This window comes from Streptomyces flavochromogenes (assembly GCF_000717595.1).
GTDB lineage: Bacteria > Actinomycetota > Actinomycetes > Streptomycetales > Streptomycetaceae > Streptomyces > Streptomyces flavochromogenes.
In genome coordinates this window covers 1-19,505 of sequence record NZ_JNZO01000046.1, presented here as the reverse complement: position 1 = coordinate 19,505, position 19,505 = coordinate 1, and the positions used below count along the sequence as shown (strand labels likewise).

Sequence of the window (19,505 nt, the reverse complement as noted above, 5' to 3'; positions counted from 1 at the left end):
GCCGCCTCCTACAATCCCTCGGACAGCAGGAGTTCGTGCGCCAGCCGGGCTCCGCGAGCCGCCTGCTTCTCCCTGTCGGAGTCCTGGGAGGGGATGTCCTCAAGCCCTTCGGCCAGAGCTCTGACAGCCTGCGCCAGGACCTGCACCTGGGCCTCCAGGGTGCGCAGCTTCTCGTGATCGTTCGGGACGATGTTCTCGGTCATCACGGTTCGACTCCCTACGAGGGTGGGGGATGAGAGGAGCGGAGGACGACGGGGTGAGTGGTGGCGCGGGCCTGGTAGTGGATGGCCGCATCCGCGTCGTCCGCTAGTCCGCCGTCATGTAAGGCCGCCGGAAGACCAGGGGGCTGGAGCCGTACGGGCGTACCGCCGACAGCGCTTGGGCGACAGCGGCCTCCAAGGGGCCGCTGGTGTCGACCGCGACAGCCTCTGCCCAGGGCGGCTCCTGCTCGGCCATGGCGGTGGCTACGCCGAGATCGGCGTCGGACGGTCCGGCGGCCCGGGTGCCGAGGCGGGCCGCCGTCATGTCGTACGGGACCTGGCAGTGCAGGGCCACGAGGTCGGCGCTCGTTCGCTCGGCCACGAGCCGGGCGGCTTCGCGCTGCCTCCCGTCCGACCAGCTGGCATCGAGGACGACGGATTCGCCACGGGCGAGCAGGGCGGACGCGCGCTCGAGCAGGGCCGTGTACGTGTTCTCGCTCCGTTCGGGTGTGTAGAGGCCCTCGCCGAAGGGGGCGGGAGCGGGGTGGTCGGCAGGGAAGCCCGCGAGTTCCTTGCGGAGACGGTCGCTGCTGAGCAGGGTGACACCCAAGCGGTCGGCCAGCGCGCCGGAGAGCGTGGATTTCCCGCTGCCGGGGAGTCCTCCCACGAGCGTGAGGCCGATGACGGAGGAGCGTAGGTGACGCAGAGTCGTCGTGATGAGGTGCCGTGCGGCGGGGGCGGCGCCGGGCGCGCCCTGGCGTGCTTGGATCAAGGCCACCTTGGCGCGGACGAAGGCGCGGTAGGCGACGTAGTGATGGCGCAGTGAGGGGGGTGAGGGGTCGCCGGAGTACTCGATGTAGCGGGCGAGGAAGAATGCCGCGGCTTCCGGTGCGTCGAGCTGTTCGAGGTCCATGGCGAGGAAGGCGGCGTCGTCGAGGGCGTCGACGTAGCGGAGGTGGTCGTCGAACTCCAGGCAGTCCAGCACCCGAGGGCCGTCGTCGAGGCAGAAGATGTCCTCGGCGAGCAGGTCGCCGTGTCCGTCGGCGACACGGCCCTCGTCGATGCGCATGTCGAACAACGCCTCGCGGCCGGCGAGGTACCGGCGGACCAGCTCCTCGATCTCCTCCACGCCCTCGGGCGCCTGGCCGTCGGCATCGAGCGCACGAACCTGCGCGAAGCTCGCCTCCCAACGGGATGACAGCGCGTCCCGCGTGCCCTGCGCGTCCACGTCCGGCGTGCGGACCGCCTTGGCGTGGTGTGTGGCGAGCAGTCGGGCGACGGCCCGCAGATCGTCGTCGACGACCGCGCCCTCCCGTACGAGCCGGGACAGGCGGCGCTCCGCCGGCATACGACGCATCACGACGAGAGGTTCGGGTGACGAGTGCGGGACGCTCAACTCGCCCACGCCGATGTAGACGTCGGGGGCGAAGCGACAGTTGAGGGCGACCTCCCGCTCGCATGCCGCTCGCCGCGCCTCGACGGTGGTGTAATCCAGGAACGTCAGGTCCACCGGCTTCTTGAGCTTGTAGGCCCGCTCGCCGACGAAGAACACCACCGCGGTGTGGGTCTCGTACACCTCCGCCCGCGGGAGAGAGCCGGCGCCGGTGCCGGAGGCGGCGGTCCGGAGCACGGACGCGTCGTCTTGGCGCACTGACGAGATCGCCTCCCCGAGGCGGTTGGACTCAGTCATGGTGAACGACGGCGACAGGGCGGCCGGCGTGGTGAGGGGACGCCTGGGGCACCGAGCCGAGGGGCGTCGCGAGGGCGGGACGGCGCTCGCGTCGGCCGACGACCTGTGGCTCGGCTCCCTCTGCGGCACTCACGACAGCCTCGGCCGGGCCTTTCAGCCGCACGGCATCGGTCGGCTCCGCGTTCGGGAACCTCTCGTGCCAGGGACGAAGGCCCTGCCCCGGCTGCCTCTGCGCGTCATCCGTGACGTCGTCGGTGATGTCGTGGCCCGGGCCCGACGGCGTGTGCGCACGAATCGGCCGGCTCCGGCCGTGGACGGCCTGGAAGGGAATGCCGTGTGCCGAGGCGGCGACGATGGCGAGCAGGTCGTCGCACGAGCCGTACCGTTGCAACGCGACCACGAGGCCGGCCCGAGCGGACGACGGCGCGGCTTCGCGGGCCTCGCGGCCGCCCGGCACCGCGGGCCGTGCGGCACGTGCCACGACGGCCGGGCTCACGGAGCCCAGGAAGGAACTCACGGAGCCCAGGAAGGTCACGGCGGGAGCCCGGCCGAGCGTACCGAGCATCGTCTGCTCTTGGAGCACGAGGCGTTTCGCCCAGCCGTCGAGGCCGACCGTGAAGACTGGCTCCATGGCGATTGTCTCCGTCTCGTACGACTCCGGGTAGGACGGACGGGCGGACGTCGGCAGCTGACGGCCGAAGCTCACCGTTCCTCTCCTCCGAGGAGTACCGCAGATCATCGTGCGGCGCACGCGGGCGGCGTGGTGACCGCCTCGGAACCGGGGTGGGCCCGGTCCCGTGCGCCGCCCGTGTTCGGCGACCTTTCCCGCTTGCCTCTGCGAGGCACGGATTTCGGCCGGCACGCCATCCCGATCGTGTACTGACGGCCAGGTCACGGCGGTACGCACTGCTTTTGGCCCAGCAGCCCTGGCATCACCCTCGCCGGCAGCGTCGCTGACGCCCGGGCACCCTCCACGGGACGGAGGACTCCGGCACGGGCCAAAGGTGTCTGGTCGATGTGTGATCACGAAGGTCGGTGGCGTCCCTGAGGGGGGACCGGTCAGGCGACCTGGAGGGCCGCTCCCCACGCCCTCGCGCGATCCCTTTCGCCCTCGCGCAGCGGCCCTTCGGTGTCCTCGATGATGAACCCTTCAGGTTCCGCGACGAGTTCATAGCCATGGCCGCGCAGCCGGCGCGCTATGCCGCCGGCGGCGGCGCCGGCCAGACGCATGTCCGCCCGGGTGTCGAAGGCCGCGGCAGCATGGGTACCGGTGTGGGCCTTCGGGAGCGTGTCGTGGAACCAGTCGCGGACGCCAGGGCCCTCGGCGCCCTCCTCGGGGACGAATGCACGCTCCTCCTTCTCGGCATCCTTCTCCTCGGACTTCAGCCCCATCTTCCGGCTCATCCCGGTGGTCATGCCCCGCATATGGGTCGGTCCGCCGACGACCAGGAGGTCGGTGGGACCGATGCGTTCGGGCAGCGCGTCGGCGACTGCCACGCACTCGACCTCGGCATCCGGGTGCGCCTCCTTCACTCCCTCTCCGATCGCGTCAGCGATCTCGCGCGTGTTGCCGAACAGGCTCTCGTACACGATCACAGCACGCATCACGCGTCATCTCCTTCGAGTGCTTCCTTCTCCGGCCCCGGCGGCCTTCTCGATCGTCCGCAGTGCCCCGCGCAGCACGATGCCGACGCCCGGGGAGACCAGCGTCCAGTAGCGGCCGAACCGTGCGGTGGAATCCGGGTCGGTGCAGGCTGTGCGTGCCTCATAGGTCAGGAGGGACTGCCGAGCCCCGTAGGGGTGGACGACGAAGGCGGCCGCCATCTTCGCCCAGCCGGGCTCGTCGAAGCCCGGGTAGTCGCCGGGTTCGACGCGGCGCCACTCGATGGTGGGCTTCCACACCTTGCCGACCGCCCCGAAGACGATCTCGCGGCCCGCGCGCTCGCCGAGGGGTACCCAGGGCTGGGCCTCGGGGTCCCCCTGATCCCCACCCGCGGCGGTGTCGAACAGATCGGACACCCGCATCGAAGGCGGTGTGACCACGGGCCGACGGCGTATCCGGTCCGGCACCCCACGCGCCCACATGACCGCGTCGAACAGCGGCGAGTGGATGGACAGCATGTCCAGATCACGGGTTGCGCCGTACACGACGTCCGGCGCGGCGGCGATCACCGCGCACTCCAGGCGGGAGAACCGGAAATCGGGTAGAACCGCGTCGAGCAAGAGGGGCTCGGCGACGCTCAGGTCGGCATTCATGAGTACCTCCCGGAATCCGACACCACCAGTCTGATCCACAGGCCGAGTATCTGGCTGGGGTCGAACGGTCCCCCCTTGCATCGCGATCGTCGCCACCTCCACGGCGGCGACGGCTTGGCCCTGCCTGACCCGGCCGTAAGATGGTCGGCGAGCACCGCCTGCGAACAAGCGCTCGGTAAGCACGACCTCAGCGGCTACGACGGAGTCGTCCTCGGCGGAGCCCTCTACGCCGGGCACTGGACCGGCAAGGCACGACGGTGCGCCCGGCGCAACGCCGAAGAACTGAGGCAGCGGCCTGTCTGGCTCTTCAGCAGTGGTCCGGTCGACAGTTCCGCGGAGCAGCACGACATCCCGCCCGTATGAGGAGTCGCCCGGCGGATGAAGAAGCTCGGTGCCCGTGAGCACGTCACCTTCGGTGGCGCCGTGACCGCCGAGACGTCGGATCCGGTCGTCCGGCACATGGTCAGCCGGGGCAAGGGCGGGGACTTCCGCAACCCGGAACGGATCCTGGCGTGGGCGCATCAGATCGGAATCGAACTCGGCGCCACCTCATGAGCGGTGCCGCTGGTACGTCCGGCGGTCCTGCACCGTTCACGGTCCTCCGCGGACGCCGGAGGGTCACGCCCTGATGGGTCGGCGTCCTCTTCCTCGTACGACGGAGCTGTGAAGCGGACAGCCTCAGTGCTTGCCGCCTGTGATCCGTGCCGCTTCGGCGAGGGTGGCGTCCGGGTGGACGGTCACGGCCGGGCTGGACATGAGTCCCCCGGTCCTGAGGGCTCCGGCCTTGGATGCCGCGGCGAACTCGTCAGGGCGTGGATCGTCCGCGCGGAACCCTCCTTCGGCAGCAGATCGGCTTCCGACACGACCCCGATCACCCGTCAATCTCCGTCCAGGACGGGCAGGGCGCTCACCTTCCACTGCTCCATGAGCGCGACGATCTCCTTGCAGCACGCGTCCGCCCGACGGCGATGGCGGGGTGGGTCATGGCGTGGCGGGGCGGTGTAGCGCGAGGCGGGCGTCACGTTCTCCCAGAGGGGTGAGGATCTACAGGCCGCTTCCGTGCGGGGCGTACAGATCCAGCAGCCGTACACGGGCGGAGTAGAGACGGTGGGCGAGCATCTGTCCGACGAAGTGGTCCAGGGAGAGGCCGAAGCCCGGATCGGCGTCCATCATCATGCGCACGGTAGACGCGGCGACCTCGTGGGCTCGCACCCGCGTCATGGCCTCGGCCCCGAACTGCCAGCGATACGGCTCGAACAGCCACGACCATCCGAGCAGTTCGCCCGCGCTGACGCTGTCGACCACGGCAGCCCGCTTGCCGGGCACGCGGACGTCCAGGGTGACGGTTCCCGGTACGGATGATCCAGAACGGATCGGCGTATCCACCCTCCTCGAACAGTCGGGTCCCTTCGGGGAAGTCGGCCGGGCTGGCGCATTGCAACAGTCGGTCACGCTGGTCGGCGGAGAGAGCTGCAGTGAGCCGTGGGTGAGGGGGAGTACTCATCGGGGGCCCTTTCATCGGTGTCACCACTCCCAGTCTGGCCTCGTTCTGTGAGGGGAGAGGAGGGCCGGATGACCCTTGGGGCACCGCACGGCCCGTGCGAGGCCGGCCGAGCCCGCCACCCTCCACGCGCCGTGGCGGTCGGCTGTAGCCGGTGCCAGATCCGACAACTGCGCGGCATGACCTTCTGGCCGTGCGGCGTCTGGCCGGTGCCCGTCGCTTCGGAGAGGAGCGGTGGCCCGAGGCTGCTCGGCGGTCGCGGGCGGAGTCGGGCGAGACGCCGTCGTAGGTCGTACGGCTGTGAGCGGTCATTCTGCAGCCGCTTCGGCGCTGAACTACCGCACCGGTACCGTCGGCCCGAGGGCGACAAGTTCGCCTGGGGCACGCTGGTCGCACTGCCCGTCACCCTGGTGCGAGGCTGGTCAGGGTGCTGACGAAGGCGGTGGCCGGCTGTCCAGCCCATGTGCGGGAAGGCGCGCGGGGCGCCGGGGACGACTGCGGGCCGGTACGGCACTCATGGCACGCGACCAGCTCTCACGCACGGGTCTGGAACTTGGTCTTCACCTCTGGGCGGAGTGATCGAGCCACTTCCGGGTCGAAGGGCTCGGTGCTGGGGGTGAGCATCGCTGCGGCGGCCACGGCCACCCCCAGCGCGCTGGCGCTGACGGGATCGTCGCCGGCGGTCAGCCGTATGGCGATGGCGGCCACCATGCCGTCACCCGCCCCGGCATCGCTCAACGGCTCGCCGGGCAGCGGTGGCGCGTGCAGCTCGGTATGGCCGTGACCGGTCGAGCACACCGCGCCCAGCGCTCCCACCGTGGTGACGGCGACTTCGGCGGCTCCTGTGGTCAGCAGGTGCTCGTTGACGGCTCGGGCGTCGTCGAGGCTGAGGACGTCCCGGCCTGTCAGGCTCGCGGCCTCTGTCCGGTTGCACCTGAGGAGGAAGACGCCTTCCGCGAGTGCTCCGCTGAGGGCCGCCCCGGAGGTGTCCAGAATCAGCCGGGCGCCGGCTTCCTTGATGCGGCGGGCGACGACCGCGTAGAAGTCGGCGGGCAAGCCGCCGGGCAGGCTGCCGCTGGCCACGACGTACGGGTGATTGCCGGCGGCCTGCTCCAGGGCGTCGAGGCATCGCAGTCCCTCGTGTTCGCGCAGTCCTGGGCCGGCCGGCACGATGTGGTAGCTGTGGCGCGATGCGGTGTCGAACAGTACGAGTGCTTCGCGGGTCTCGTCCTCGATGTCGACGGCGACGTGGTCGACGCCCTCTTCGTCCAGCAGTCGGTTCAGGCGCAGGCCGACCTCGCCTCCGGAGGTATGGACGGCGGTGGCCCGTCCTCCGAGCCGTACGACACCACGTGCGACGTTGATCCCTCCGCCTCCGGCGGCCACCGACCTGACCCGGGCACGGTTCTTGCCGATGCCCGTCAGGTGCCCGACCTCCCAGGCGAGATCGACGGTCGGGTTGATCGTGAGGGTGAGCACGGACGGCCCGGCGGCCGTATTCCGCGAGCCTCTTGCACTCCCGGTCTTCCCGGCTGGGGTGGGGGTCGGTGTTGCAGGGGCGCTCATCGCGGCACCCGGGTGGTCGCGCCCATCCGGGCTCGGTGTGCCGTCTGCTGGACAGGGTCTTGGGTCATCGCGCCCACCTCCGCGGACAGGGAGACCACTCGCTTCCCATGCTGGGGCAACGCGAGGTCACCCGCATACCGGCCCGGCCCGCACCGTCCCGTATCCGGTGCCGAGAGCCCCCGACCCCGGCGCCGGGAAGGCGGACCGTAGCGGACTGTCGTCCGGACGGTTCCCGTTCAGACCCTCGGCCGGGCTGGTGCGGGGGTGGTGGCGGAGCAGCGGTAGCGGTCAGTCTGATGCGGTCGTTGATGAGGAATCAGAGCAGCGCGTGGGCCCGTGCACTCCCTCCCCCGCGGGCCCATCCGAGCGAATGGCCCTTGGCTGGACGGCGCACAGGTGTCCGAACGGGAGGTCGTGTTTCCTGCGAAGTGTTCCCCACGACCGCGGGGCCCCGGCGGCTGGCAGCGGATTGCGCCGACCGGTGGAAACCCGCTCGCCGCCGGCGCCACGTGCGGTCACGCTCGACACGGGCAGGTGAGTGTTGAAGCCGCCCACCTGCAGCTTACCGCCGAGGAGCGGGACGAGACGCGAACCAGGAGGACGCCCTCATGGACATGCCTGTCGTCAACGAGTGCGCGGTCGGGGACTGCGCCTACAACCGGGATCACGCCTGCCACGCCCTGGCCATCACCCTGGGAGACCCCGGGCCCGGGCACGCACACTGCGACACCTTCTTCACCGCACCGTCCAAGGGCGGAGACCCGACCGTCACCGGCCGTGTCGGCGCCTGCAAGATGTCCGACTGCCGGCACGACACCGACCTCGAATGCCGTGCCCCGGGTATCATCGTCGGCTACCAGCAGACCGATGTCGACTGCCTGACCTACGCACCCGCCTGAGCCGACGGCCGTGGGCGCATGGAAGACACCGTACCCGCGTGCACGGCTCCCGAGCTTTCCGGCGTTCTCCTCGGGCAGTGTCCTCCCTGACGCCATGCCAATCGCTCGATCCCGCGCATGCCAAGGCGGAGACTGACGTGCAGCGCCGCGTCGAGGCGAACACGGAGGCGCTGCCGGGGGTCCGGTTCCCGGCGTCCGAGTACAGCACGGGACCGGTCCACGCCGGCCGGTTCGACTCGCTCGGGCTCGACGCGAGCGGGGCTCCCGCCGTCGGCGAGTACAAGTGCGGCACGGTCCGGGCTCCCATCCCTTCGACCGCAAGCAGGTGGAGCGAGAGAGGGTGCGCCCTGTCGGCGATCTGCGCAAGGCGATGATTCAGGATCCGCGAGAAGCGGATGGGCCCCTCCTCCCTTCGTTCCCGCGTAAGGACGTCCGGGGAGGACCGCGGCCGGGACCGACCGGCCCTACCCCGCCTCCCCTCTCCCGTGTGAGCGTGGCAGCAAGGCATCTCACATCCCGAAAGGCGGTGGGGGCCATGGAGACGCCCTTCGTGGTCGGAGCCGACGGCTCCGACGCCAGCCTCACGGCGACCGACTGGGCCGCGGACGAAGCCGTCCGTCTGAGAGGCCCGCTGCGTATCGTGAACGCCTCGCGGTGGGAGTGGTACGAGGGCTCTGTGCCGCCCTGGAGTCTGAATCGCCCTTCCGGCCAGGTGCTCGCCGAGAACATCGCCGCCACCGCGGCCGAACGCGCCCGGCGTCGCGCCCCGGGACTGAAGGTCACGACGGACGTCCTCATCGAAGACGCGGCGAGCGCTCTGGTGAAAGAAGGACGCTCGGCCGCGGCGGTCGTCGTCGGATCCCGGGGCCGCAGTGAGCTCGCCGATCTCCTGCTCGGCTCGGTCGGACTCATCGTGGCGGCCCGCTCCCACGGTCCTGTCATCGTCGTGCGCGGCGATCGGCATGCCCTGGAAGCGCGCCATCGGAGAGTCCTGCTCGGTATCGGCGAGCACGACGTGGACTCGCCGGCCGTCCGCTTCGCCTTCCGTGAGGCCGCTTTCCGGCAGGTCGAACTCGACGTCGTCCGCGCCTGGCGGCGCCCGGCCCACGAACCGGTCGATCATCTCTTGCTCCCCGGGGGTGCCTCGCACTACGAGGAGCAGCAGGCGACCATGCTCCTCGACAAGGCCGTGGAGGCTGCTGTCCGGGCCCATCCAGAGGTGCGGCTGCGACGCACCACGGTCGAGGGCCCGGCGCACAAGACGCTCGTCGAGCGGTCGGTGGCGGCGGACCTGCTGGTCGTCGGAGCACGGCGCCTCGAGGTCCACGTCGGCATGGAGCTGGGCCGGGTCGCCTATCGGGCCCTCCACCACGCCGCCTGCCCGGTCGCCGTCGTCCCGCAGGGCCACGGCGCTCCGATCCGGGGTGAGCGGTGATGACCGGCGCCACCCCGCACGCTCGCGGCGACATCGGACGCCGGGTCGTCGCCCGGCGTGAGGCTCTCGGCCTGACCAGGGAGGAGGTGGCCGAACGCGCCGGTTCGGCACCGAGCTACATCCAGTACGTGGAGGAGCGGGGGGCCACGCCTGGCGTCGCCTTCATGGCCCGCCTCGCCAACGCCCTGGAGTGCACCGTCCAGGACCTGACCGGGTACACGGCCGAACTGCCGGACGACGTCGGCCGAGCAGGGCGCGATGCGCGGCTCGTCGAGCTGGACGAGCCGGAGTCCCGGCGCCTGCTGGGCACCCACGGGGTCGGGCGGATCGTCTTCACCACCGAGGAGGGTCCAGCGGCCTTCCCCGTCAACTACCAGATCGAGCACGGGGAGATCGTCTTCATGACGGCGCCGGGCGCGGCGGTGGTCCGTACGACCGGGACGGAGATCGCCTTCGAGGCCGACCACGTGGACGAGGCCTTCAGCCAGGGCTGGAGCGTGCTCGTCGTGGGCCAGGTCCGCCGCGTCACCGAAGCGTTCGCCACCCGACGGCTGCAGAATGCGATGTCCACCGGCCCGTGGGCAGGGGAGGGGCGGGACGTGGTCATGGCCCTGGCGCCGCGTCGTGTCACCGGCCGGCGCATCGTCGTGGAGGGCGCTCCCGGAGTCGAGAGTCATTCGGACGGACCGGCGTAGCGGCCCGGCGCGGCGGGGCGCCGGGCATCCCGAAGTGGTGCCTGCGTGGAAGGTGTCGCACCTGGGGGCGGGCGTATCACCGGCCCCGAGACGTACTGCCGAGGAGGAGCGATGAGCAGTGACTTCCCCGTCCACCCGGGGCTCGGCACCGTAGCCGTGGGGGTCGACGGTTCCCCGTCCACGGCCGTCCTGTGGGTCGCCGCCGAGGCGGCGCGGCGCGGCCGGTCCTTGTACCTCGTACACGCCGCCGACACCGACCGGCGCGCCGTGTTCGTCCGGGCGGAGACTCTTCGGGCGATACGGGAGGCGGGGCGTGACGTCAGCCGTACGGTCACGTGGCTGATGACGAGCGTCCCGCGCGGTGGCGGCGGAGGCCGGGGTACATGATGCCCCCACGTCGGCGTGCAGAGGTCCGGCGAACGCGTGCACTGTCCTGCCGATGCATCAGGCAACGCCGATCACTTCCCGGAGATACTTCTTCCGCTTCGTGCCGCCGCCTTCGCGGCGGCCCCCGCATACGGAGGCAGAACCATGGTATTCGTACGCGTCCTGTACGCCTCCGAGCATCACTCCACGCAGGAGATCGCCTCACGGATCGGCACTCGGCTGAGAACTCACGGCCACCACGTCGAGGTGCGGGCGCTGACCTCGGCCCTCGGCGGGCTCCCGCGGGCTGACGCGTTCGTCATGGGGAGCGCGGTTCATGACGGAGCCTGGCTGCCGACGGCGGAAGCCGCCGTCCGGGTCGGCGCCGAGGGGTTGCGTGGGCAGCCGGTGTGGATGTTCAGCGTCGGGATGTCCGCCGCCCTGCCCAGGCTCTTGCGCCTGCTGGCCGATCGCGTCGTGCAGCCGCGTGTCGCCGCGCTCGTCGACGTCGTCAGTCCCCGGGAGCATCGACGCTTCTCGGGCGTGATCCGGCGCGAACACCTGGACCGCAAGGGGGCTGTGCTCTTCCGTCTGCTCGGCTGTCGCTACGGAGACCACCGGGACTGGGCGGCGGTCGAGGCATGGGCGGACGACATCGCAAGGCAGCTCACAGCCCTGCCCGCACGCGGCCCCGCAGACTGATGGCCTCCCACGGCCGACCGGCCCTCGCGGAGGGCAGGTCGGCCGGCACGGCGTTGGCCCGCTCACGAACCGCCTTCCGCGAGGGAGGCGAGTGCGGCGTCGAGGCGGCGAGTAGCCTCCTCCGCGACCGGGGCCATGGCGTCGACGCCGGTGAGAGCGACCATGGTCGAGGGGTCGATCGCCTGGACGATCACCCGGTCGCCGTCGGTGCGGACCACGACATTGCAGGGCAGGAGCAGCCCGACCGAGCGGTCGGCGTCCAGCGCCTGCCGGGCGAGCGGGGGATTGCATGCCCCGAGGATCAGATAGGGCTCCATGTCGTGGCCGAGCTTCGCCTTGAGCGTGGCCTGGACGTCGATCTCGGTCAGGATGCCGAAGCCCTGCTCCTCCAGTGCACGGCGAACGGCCTCCACGGTCGCCTCGAAGGTCCCCGCCGGCTTGACGGTGCGGTCGTACGGCATGCTCTCCACCTCACTGATCCGATGATGACGACCTCGCCGGCACGTGTCCGGCCCCGGTCGTCGTGCTGCTGTACGGGCGGTTCGGGCCGGGCCGCGACCAACAGCATGATGCCCTGACCGCACTCGTCCGGAGGCGAACCACCCCGGCGGTGTCAATGCGGTTCGCTCCGGCTCTTCTGTTCGCCCCCTGCCTGTACGCGGACTCGAAAGGGGCGCTGTTCATCGGTGGCGTACGGCGTGATCCGGCGCTGCCGCTTCCGATGTGTCGGACCGCCGCCGCACGCCTTTCCCACCGGCGGACCAGCGAGGTGCGGGTCGCGGTTCACCTCCGCGGAACGATGATTCTCAGGACTGCTCATGCTGCGCGTCGTCGTCGCGCCGATCCGATAGGCGGACCTGTCAGCCCCCGGGAAGGGCCGTTCGGCCCGCTGCGAGTCCCGTGGATCGAAGGAAGACTGGATGACGAGTGGGGGCTGGTGGCTGGAACCGAGCTCCCTGGCCTGGTGGCATCGGCCGGTGCTCGTGCACGTGGAGCAGACCGTACGCCACGCGGTCGACATGATGACGTACACCGGCGCCGATGCCCTTCCGGCGCTTGCCGAGGACGGGCGTCTTGCCGGGGTGCTGATGGCGGTCGACATCGTTGCTCCCTGGCCGGTCATCCGGTGCGGGAGGAGCCGGCGGATCGGCGTCCCCAGGCCGGCACGGTGTTGCCCGGGCTGCCGCCCCGGTGGGGCTACCGTGGCACGGCTTTTCTCTGACCGCCGGACGCGACGCGCGAGGGGGGACAGGGGCGTGAAGGGACCGGACCGTGCGGCTGGCCGCAGTGGGTTTCGCGATGTGCCGCATACGGCGGATTTGCGGGTGGAGGCATGGGCCCCCACCCGGGAGGAGTGCCTGGCACAGGCCGTACGAGGCGTCTGCGCGTCGTTCCTAAACTTGACGGGGGCGGCGGGTGTCCGCCGCCGGGACGTGGAAATACGGGCGGAGCGGGACGAGGACGTCCTCGTCGCGCTCCTGGACGAGGTCGTCTACCGGCTGGACATGGTGGGCGAGGTCCCGGTCGACGTGGAACTCGCCCCCGTCGACCGCGGCGTGAAGGGCGTATTCCAGATGGCCGACGCCGGGTCGCTTCCGGTGACCGGCGCCGCGCCGAAAGCCGTCACGCTGCACGGACTGGCGCTGAACCGTGGTCCGGACGGCTGAACCTGCTCGGTGACGCTCGATGTGTGAGTGCGCACTCAGCTCACTCGGTCCGTTCGGCCTCTGCGCAGGAATCGCCGCAGCCGCCGCAGCGGCCAGGTGTTGATGACGTCGTCGGGGGTGAGCCATCCGTTGCGCCGTGCCGACGCCGTAGCGGAGGTAGGCGAGCTGGGGGATGGAGTGGGCGTCGGTGTCGATGGCGGACTTCACCCCGTGACTTCTTGCGCTGGGGATGTCCTCGTCGCCCAGGTCGACACGGTCGGGCTGGGCGACGATCTCCGGGGCGGTGCCGGTGCGGGCGCAGGCGGCGAACACCTCGTCGAGGTATGCGTCGATGCCCGGCCGCTTGCCGATGAGGTGGGTGGTGGGATGGTCGATGATGTCGACTTGGGGGTCCTCGCAGGCGCGGACGAGCCGACGGGTGTGCAGGTCGCCCTTGATGTCGCCCTCCGTAACCACCTCGGGCAGCTCCCCCGCGGAGAGCCGCTTCGATCTCGCCGCAATCCTCGCCCAGCGTTGGCGGGATCCACGGCGGGCCGAGCCGGGCGTACACCTCCTCCTCGGTGCGGGAGGCGATTCGCTTGCCATTCCCCGTCTCGAACAGGCCGTACTCGGAGAGCTTCAGCCCCGAGTTGACGGCGATCGTGGGGGTGTGGATGGTATGCGCCTTCGAGCCGGTTAAGCACTGCAGGGCGGCGCCTCACGCGTCCGGCCGCCGTTCGTCCGCATGCTTGTCGCCCACACAGAGAGGTTCGGCGTGGAGCCGGATGGTCGCCTGTTCCGGAACCGGTAAGGGAACTACGTGGAGGCATCGGCCTACGGTCTGACGTGGGCGCGGGCTAGGAAGCATGCCTTGACGCGCATGGAACTTGCCTCAGGCCTGGCCAAGCGGCCCTACGACCTTCGCCATGCCGGCATCTCCTTCTGGCTGTACTCCGGTGTGGACCCGGCTGAATGCGCTCGCAGAGCCGGTCAGAGCATCGAGGTCCTCTTCCGCTTCTACGCCAAGTTCCTGGACGGCGTTCGACGGCAGGCGAACCGTCTGATCGAGCAGTCCATGGAGGAATGGGATCGCGTCAGTCGGGTGCCACCCCGTCAGCCGGACCGGAATTGGGCCGGAAATAGACCGGAAGAGCTGGTCAGGAGTGGGATGGCAGTGGGAGAAAATGGGAGTCACACCGCATAACCATCTCGTGCTGGCTGACGTGACTGATGGGCGCGCCTGCCTGGGTATAAGCCCAGTTCAAGCGCCCTTCTCTGTGCCCCTAGAAGAAGCCGAGCCTCTTCGGCGAGTAAGACGCGAGAAGATTCTTGGCCTGCTGGTGGTACACCGGCAGCATCGGTGTTGACCTGCAGAAGCGATCGCCGTCGTACCGTCGGTCAGCGTCACGGTCCGGGTGTGGTCCGGATCTTGGTCGGGACCTCCACAGGTGGCCTGGAGGCGGGGCTGGCTGCCACAGCTCCACGAGGGTTCTGCTGCGGGAAGGTGCCTGCGTCGGCCGTCCGGGGCGGGACGTCGGTGACCCGGGTGAGGACTTCGGGGCTGCTTGCTGGCTGTTCGACGCCGCCCATGGGACCGCCCCGCCGGCGCGGTCCCTGGCCGGAGTCCCGACGGGAGCGCCGAGGGACATGGGCGCCGACAGGCAAGAACGGGGAGAGGCGCATGCGACGTGACTACTGGAGTGCCTCCCCAAGTTGTGGCCATCGCACTACAGCTGCCGTTTCCTACTGCCCTCACGTCGCCGTTTTCGCTGGAATTTGTGTTCGAAGCAGCGGCGATGGCACTGCTCGTTCATGGCCGAGCCCTGCGCCGTTCCGCCTCGGCGTGTCCGTCGTAGAAGCGGTGTCCGGCGCTGTTTGAATCGGCGCATGACCAAGCGTGATGACATGGCTCTTTTTGGCAACCGATTCCTGACCGTTCCCGCTCCCTCGGAGGCTTTCCCCGCGGAGGGCATGTCCGCGACGGATGCGATGAGGCTCGTGGATGTGGATCTCGCCATGGAGGGTGACCCGCAGCGCAACCTCGCCACGTTTGTCACCACGTGGATGGAGCCGGAGGCGCAACGGCTGATCGCCGAGAACCTCCACCGCAATTTCATCGACCACGCGGAGTACCCGATTTCCGCCGAGATCGAGCAGCGTTGTGTGCGCATGCTTGCCGATCTCTTCAACGCGCCGGGCAGGACGACCGGATGTCGGACCCAGGGTTCGTCCGAGGCGATCATGCTCGGTGCGCTGTCGCTGAAGTGGAAGTGGCGGGAGCGCCGCCAGGCGGCCAAACTGTCGGTCGACCAACCGAACTTGGTCTTCGGCGGGGACGTCCATGTCGTGTGGGAGAAGTTCTGCCGCTACTTCGACGTCGAGCCGCGGATCGTGCCGCTCGCCGAGGGTAAGTACACGATCGGCCCGGAGGACGTGGAACCTCACCTCGACGAGAACACGATCGGCGTCGTCGCCGTCCTCGGCACCACGTTCACCGGCCACAAGGACGACGTGGTCGGGATCGACAAGCTCCTGCGGGACATCCGCAAGGAGCGAGACCTCGACATCCCGATCCACGTCGATGGAGCCAGCGGGGCTTTTGTGTGGCCCTTCCTCTACCCGGACTCGAAATGGGACTTCCGGCTGGAGCAGGTCCGCTCCATCAATGTCTCGGGGCACAAGTACGGCCTGGTCTATCCCGGTATCGGCTGGCTGGTCTTCCGCGAGGAGTCCGACCTGGCCAAGGATCTCGTTTTCGAGGAAAACTACTTGGGCAAGACCGACGCGACGTTCACCCTGAACTTCTCCACCGGCGCGTCGATGGTGCTCGCGCAGTACTACAACTTCGTTCGGCTCGGTCGCCAGGGCTACACCTACGTCATGAAGATCATGCAGGAGAACGCCCACGCGTTGGCGGACAACCTGCGCAGCGGCGGCCGCTTCGAGGTGATCGGGAGCGACCTCGAGCAGCTGCCGCTGGTCGCCTTCCGCCTCGCCGGCCAGCACGCCTACGACGAGTCCGACGTCGCCTGGCAACTTGCGGCCGAGCGCGGCTGGATGGTGCCGGCGTACACGCTCCCGCCCAACGCGGAGCGGGTGAAGATCATGCGTGCTTTGGTCAAGGAGACCCTCAGCCGCGAGCAGATCGATCGCCTGGGTCAGGACATTGATGACGCGTGTCGCACGTTGGACGAAAAGGGTGCGACCCATAGGACCGAGCGGGCCCAGGTCAAGCGCGGCACCGGCTACTGATGCGCTCCGCCCCCAGGTGCACGCCTGTGCACGCCCTCCGTACACGCTGTCTCGGCGGGCATCACCAGGCCCGGGCTGGAAGTACCGTCCCAGGCGCCCTGCCGGTCCATAACGTGTGTGTCATTCGCGGTCAGGCCCTCGGGCCCAGGAGAGTCGGGCCTGGTAATCAGAGTGGCGCGTGAGACGACGAAGCCTCACCAGAGAGAGCGAACTCCGGTGAGGCCCCGTGCGAGATCGGCTCCGACGGCGCATCCGGTGCGGCTGGTGTCCTGCTGCACTCCGACAGTTTCGACGCAGACGCGAACCGTTCCCAGGTGGAGTGAGCGAGAGGCACCTGGCGGGCAAAGCCCAGGTCGGGCGCCTCTCATGTGCCCGAGCAGCCTGCTGGGTGTCGAGCGGATCCTATACTGCCGGGCCATGTGCATGCGCATCTCGCTGTCCGCGTCGACGATGAGTTCGCCGGACAGGTCGACGGTCACGGTGTGGATCGTGGCGCTGAAACGGAACGGTGCCTGATAGTCGGGGTGTGACCGGCTGGCCGGGATTGGCGCCGCATGTCAGGCCGCCGGGGTTGAACATGACGGGGGTGGTCACCGGGAGGTCCGCCTCTGCCACCAGTTGGCGGTCGACGTAGAGCCGGGCGCGCCCCGGCGCGCCCTTGCCGGCGGAGAGATCGGGCTTGCCCGTCGGTTCGAATTCGAAACGCAGCTCGTGGCGGCCTGCGGGCACCGCATCCGTCGAGGTGACGGTGTAGAAGCCTCGCCGCAGGTAGTTGTGCACGTATGTCAGTCTGCCGTCCTTGATGTAGAAGCTTCAGCCGCCGGCCATCGAGCCCTGACTCATCAGGACACCCTCGGCGCCGTCGGCGGAGATCTCCACGTCGGCGGTGACGCTGTGCGGACGGTTGAGAGCACCCTCGGAGCGACGGGACGGCGGCAGGGACTGGGTGCCGGGCCGGAAGGTGTAGCTGGTCCGCGCCGTGGCGATCGTCGGTCGTTCGACGGTCATCTGCGCGAGGGCGCTCCCGTCGATGGGCAGCACGCCGTACTTGCCGGCCTCCACGTACCACAGGGAGATCAACTCGATGGCCTTGTCGCAGTGTTCGGCGGCGAGGTCGCGGGTCTCCGCGAAGTCCTCGTCGATGTGGTGCAGCTCCCAGGAGTTGGCATCCAGTTCGGAGAGGGTCTCCGAACTGATGGGGGTGCCGAACGGCTGGCGCGCCTCGGTGAAGGACGGGCCGGGCCAGGGGCATACGGCGCGCCATCCGTCGTGGTCGCGATGGGCAGGCTCAGTACATGGGCGGTGTCGGCGCGGCCGTCCGAGGCCAGGTTGGCCACCCGCGCCGTGCACACCGCCCGTGGAGCTGTAGCGGCCTGACCATTCATGGGTCGGTTCCCACTTCTGCGTCATGCGCATCGACCTTCCACGGGCTGCGATGCGGATCTTCCTCCCCCATCGTCACTGGCTGCCGTCGACCGTGCCCACCCATCGCGCCGACGGGGTGCGTACTGCTCGCGCGGCGAGAGTGGCCCCTTGATCCCCATGTGCAGGGGGAGCAGCTTGTGAGTGGGGCGCTCAGCAGGGAGGCGCGGCGATCTGGTCGCGGTGGCTGTCGGTGTCCGGGAGGAACGACAGCCAGCGCCCGCCGGTGCGTGGCGACCGTGGTGCGGTCGTGGGGAGAGGGGCGTAGCGGTGAGGGCCGCGGGAGCGAGTCCAGGGCTGGCGCAGCCGCCGTCCGGTGTCACGATGGAGGGAAGGGACTTGTTGCCAGGCGCTCCAGGGAGGCGATCATGGGCCGCGAGTATCACTTTCATTGCGAGCACGCCGGCTGCTCGGTCACCGTGGGCTTGCGGATGGGCGGGAGGCGGGAGCTGGAGCTCCTCGTGGACGGGAAGCAGGTCGCCGCCGCCCGCGCACATGGCCACCACGCCCAGACGACTGTGCTGACCACGATCCTGCCGACCGACCCGCCTCGCGGCATCGCGGTCGAGGTGACGCTCCCGGGCGCTCTCGGTGGCGACCCGACGAGCACCCTGCTCGCGGGTGGCGAACGCAGTCCCATGGTCGCCCGGGAGGTGCCCCGGCGGGCGCGGCCGGCGGAGGCAGACTGGTACTCCTGACCGTGTTGGGGCGCCTGAGACGGCGTGTCCGTCAAAGACTCCGCAGCCGGAGACGTCTGTGGCCGGGATACGGGTCGGACAGCCACGGCGCTCTGCCGTGACACGCATGCGCAGCGCCCGCAGGCAGGTGTCGTGCAGGCGGATCCGCACGACTCGGCTTCCACGCCAGGGGGCGCGCTGAACCACGGCAGTATCTCCGGCAACTCCGCTTGTTGGCTGGGTGGCGACGTTGTCGTGGTGCTTATCGCGGTGGGCCAGTTCGGCTCGACTGGGGTGCGGTCGCCACAGGCATCCCTGCAGGCCGGGATCTTCACGCGTGAGGCGCCAGCGGCTCCACCGCACGATCGTCGAGCTCCTGGAGCAGCACCCGCCGAAGGCATCCGGGTTCACATATGCCCGACCAACCGTCAGGATCTGTCCAGGCAGGACTCGTTCACACTCTTCGCCACGCACAACTGCTTCACGGGGCTTCCGTGACAAGCCGACCGGAGTCGACAGCCTCGACCAGCGCCCATGTGGTCGCGCTCGTTCTGGTCCGCGTAGGTTTCCGCGAAGTCGGTCAACGCCCGGTCGAAGGAGTCGCCGCCGCCCAGGTATGCCGCGATGGCGATCCGGTCACCCGACCGGGCATGTGCCCGGGCCAGCGAGAATCCGCACAGCTCGCCGAGAATCCGCACGCCTTCGGGCAGCATCACGGCGGTGTCGACGCTGCCCTTCCAGTCCCGCAACTGCCGTACGTAGAAGTCCCGCTCGCGGCCGTCGATGCCGGCGGCGCGCTCCCAGCCGAGGACGATTCACTGGCGGCATGCATCAGCTGCTGTCGACGACCACGCGCTGACCCTGGTTGTCGTACTCGCTCTCTCCGGTGTACTCGGCGAGTACCGACCGCTCGGCCTCCTTGACCTGGACGGGCAGCGGATCCTCCTTGTCCCTGCCGAGCATGAGGACGATCCAGCAGCGAGTTCCCACACTGCCCACGCCGACCACCTTGCGCGCCATGTCGACCAGGCGGAACTGCGAGAGCAGCGGCCGGTGGTCCGGCCGCAGCGTGCCCGCGTACCGTTCGATCAGCTCGCGGCCTCCCCCCAGGCGCTGCCCTTCGACCCCAGTGAACCGCTGCCCCGGCTGCGTCGTGAACTCGCCACGGGCCCGGACGGTCTCTCTGCCCGCGAGGCCG

At 69.8% G+C, this 19,505-nt stretch carries 19 protein-coding genes and 4 pseudogenes; 10 read left to right on the top strand and 13 right to left on the bottom strand.

Annotated features, from left to right (window positions below; all coding sequences use genetic code 11):
• Positions 1 to 8 precede the first annotated feature (8 nt).
• From IF00_RS41930 to IF00_RS0137810, 5 genes are all read right to left on the bottom strand, one after another.
• Positions 9 to 203: a hypothetical protein gene (locus IF00_RS41930; protein WP_037640097.1), complete on the bottom strand. Its 195-nt coding sequence runs from the start codon at positions 201 to 203 to the stop codon at positions 9 to 11.
• Between the two features lie 103 nt (positions 204 to 306).
• Entirely contained in the window at positions 307 to 1,776 is a 1,470-nt protein-coding gene (locus IF00_RS0137825) for a bifunctional aminoglycoside phosphotransferase/ATP-binding protein (RefSeq protein WP_030326206.1), read from the bottom strand.
• Positions 1,777 to 1,882: 106 nt separating this feature from the next.
• Complete coding sequence (locus tag IF00_RS0137820) at positions 1,883 to 2,596, bottom strand: adenine nucleotide alpha hydrolase family protein (protein WP_051820832.1); 714 nt, start codon at positions 2,594 to 2,596, stop codon at positions 1,883 to 1,885.
• Positions 2,597 to 2,949: 353 nt separating this feature from the next.
• Complete coding sequence (locus tag IF00_RS0137815; protein WP_030326202.1) at positions 2,950 to 3,495, bottom strand: flavodoxin family protein; 546 nt, start codon at positions 3,493 to 3,495, stop codon at positions 2,950 to 2,952.
• A 6-nt stretch (positions 3,496 to 3,501) separates the two neighbouring features.
• The gene (locus IF00_RS0137810) at positions 3,502 to 4,146 is read right to left on the bottom strand and encodes a hypothetical protein (RefSeq protein WP_030326200.1); all 645 of its coding nucleotides are present in this window, start codon (positions 4,144 to 4,146) and stop codon (positions 3,502 to 3,504) included.
• A gap of 75 nt (positions 4,147 to 4,221) precedes the next feature.
• Between IF00_RS0137810 and IF00_RS47345 the strand changes: the two genes are divergently transcribed.
• Both IF00_RS47345 and IF00_RS47340 read left to right on the top strand, forming a co-directional pair.
• A complete protein-coding gene (locus IF00_RS47345; protein ID WP_342451068.1) occupies positions 4,222 to 4,509 on the top strand; it encodes a flavodoxin domain-containing protein in 288 nt (95 codons plus the stop codon).
• A 15-nt stretch (positions 4,510 to 4,524) separates the two neighbouring features.
• On the top strand, positions 4,525 to 4,701 hold the full coding sequence (locus IF00_RS47340; RefSeq protein ID WP_245234739.1) for a hypothetical protein: 177 nt from the start codon (positions 4,525 to 4,527) through the stop codon (positions 4,699 to 4,701).
• A gap of 141 nt (positions 4,702 to 4,842) precedes the next feature.
• Here the strand turns inward: IF00_RS47340 and IF00_RS47335 are convergent.
• From IF00_RS47335 to IF00_RS0137795, 3 genes and pseudogenes are all read right to left on the bottom strand, one after another.
• A pseudogene (locus IF00_RS47335) lies at positions 4,843 to 5,131 on the bottom strand (CBS domain-containing protein); the annotation flags it as partial.
• Between the two features lie 59 nt (positions 5,132 to 5,190).
• Positions 5,191 to 5,650 (bottom strand): annotated as a pseudogene (locus IF00_RS41920) (Crp/Fnr family transcriptional regulator).
• Positions 5,651 to 6,181: 531 nt separating this feature from the next.
• Positions 6,182 to 7,126, bottom strand: a complete 945-nt coding sequence (locus IF00_RS0137795) for a 1-phosphofructokinase family hexose kinase (RefSeq protein ID WP_051820831.1) — start codon at positions 7,124 to 7,126, stop codon at positions 6,182 to 6,184.
• 695 nt (positions 7,127 to 7,821) lie between these two features.
• Here IF00_RS0137795 and IF00_RS0137790 point away from each other — a divergent pair.
• The 5 genes from IF00_RS0137790 (at position 7,822) to IF00_RS0137765 (ending at position 11,310) form a co-directional block, all read left to right on the top strand.
• Positions 7,822 to 8,112 carry a DUF1540 domain-containing protein gene (locus tag IF00_RS0137790; protein WP_030326195.1) on the top strand — a complete coding sequence of 97 codons (291 nt, stop codon included), beginning with the start codon at positions 7,822 to 7,824 and terminating at the stop codon, positions 8,110 to 8,112.
• Positions 8,113 to 8,647: 535 nt separating this feature from the next.
• Positions 8,648 to 9,547 (top strand): universal stress protein, encoded by a 900-nt coding sequence (locus tag IF00_RS0137780; RefSeq protein WP_030326192.1) that lies wholly within the window; start codon positions 8,648 to 8,650, stop codon positions 9,545 to 9,547.
• The gene (locus tag IF00_RS0137775; RefSeq protein WP_030326190.1) at positions 9,547 to 10,242 is read left to right on the top strand and encodes a helix-turn-helix domain-containing protein; all 696 of its coding nucleotides are present in this window, start codon (positions 9,547 to 9,549) and stop codon (positions 10,240 to 10,242) included. The genes IF00_RS0137780 and IF00_RS0137775 overlap by 1 nt, the downstream gene beginning before the upstream one ends.
• A 111-nt stretch (positions 10,243 to 10,353) precedes the next feature.
• Positions 10,354 to 10,629 (top strand): adenine nucleotide alpha hydrolase family protein, encoded by a 276-nt coding sequence (locus IF00_RS43020; protein ID WP_030326188.1) that lies wholly within the window; start codon positions 10,354 to 10,356, stop codon positions 10,627 to 10,629.
• Between the two features lie 144 nt (positions 10,630 to 10,773).
• Complete coding sequence (locus IF00_RS0137765; RefSeq protein WP_030326186.1) at positions 10,774 to 11,310, top strand: flavodoxin domain-containing protein; 537 nt, start codon at positions 10,774 to 10,776, stop codon at positions 11,308 to 11,310.
• A 62-nt stretch (positions 11,311 to 11,372) separates the two neighbouring features.
• Here IF00_RS0137765 and IF00_RS0137760 read toward each other — a convergent pair whose 3' ends face one another.
• Complete coding sequence (locus IF00_RS0137760; RefSeq protein WP_030326184.1) at positions 11,373 to 11,771, bottom strand: DUF302 domain-containing protein; 399 nt, start codon at positions 11,769 to 11,771, stop codon at positions 11,373 to 11,375.
• Positions 11,772 to 12,230: 459 nt separating this feature from the next.
• On the opposite strand from IF00_RS0137760, the gene IF00_RS44385 reads away from it, so the two are divergent.
• The gene (locus tag IF00_RS44385; protein WP_037640091.1) at positions 12,231 to 12,977 is read left to right on the top strand and encodes an archease; all 747 of its coding nucleotides are present in this window, start codon (positions 12,231 to 12,233) and stop codon (positions 12,975 to 12,977) included.
• A 35-nt stretch (positions 12,978 to 13,012) separates the two neighbouring features.
• Here the strand turns inward: IF00_RS44385 and IF00_RS44380 are convergent.
• A pseudogene (locus tag IF00_RS44380) lies at positions 13,013 to 13,674 on the bottom strand (hypothetical protein); the annotation flags it as partial.
• A gap of 1,169 nt (positions 13,675 to 14,843) precedes the next feature.
• On the opposite strand from IF00_RS44380, the gene gad reads away from it, so the two are divergent.
• Entirely contained in the window at positions 14,844 to 16,208 is a 1,365-nt protein-coding gene (gene gad / locus IF00_RS0137750) for a glutamate decarboxylase (protein ID WP_030326180.1), read from the top strand.
• Positions 16,209 to 16,610: 402 nt separating this feature from the next.
• Here gad and IF00_RS46565 read toward each other — a convergent pair whose 3' ends face one another.
• Both IF00_RS46565 and IF00_RS46560 read right to left on the bottom strand, forming a co-directional pair.
• A complete protein-coding gene (locus IF00_RS46565; RefSeq protein WP_209439840.1) occupies positions 16,611 to 16,988 on the bottom strand; it encodes a hypothetical protein in 378 nt (125 codons plus the stop codon).
• 33 nt (positions 16,989 to 17,021) lie between these two features.
• Positions 17,022 to 17,618: a hypothetical protein gene (locus tag IF00_RS46560; RefSeq protein ID WP_030326178.1), complete on the bottom strand. Its 597-nt coding sequence runs from the start codon at positions 17,616 to 17,618 to the stop codon at positions 17,022 to 17,024.
• Between the two features lie 380 nt (positions 17,619 to 17,998).
• On the opposite strand from IF00_RS46560, the gene IF00_RS43005 reads away from it, so the two are divergent.
• Positions 17,999 to 18,328, top strand: a complete 330-nt coding sequence (locus IF00_RS43005; RefSeq protein WP_051820830.1) for a hypothetical protein — start codon at positions 17,999 to 18,001, stop codon at positions 18,326 to 18,328.
• 460 nt (positions 18,329 to 18,788) lie between these two features.
• Here the strand turns inward: IF00_RS43005 and IF00_RS44370 are convergent.
• A pseudogene (locus tag IF00_RS44370) lies at positions 18,789 to 19,505 on the bottom strand (DUF2252 family protein); the annotation flags it as partial.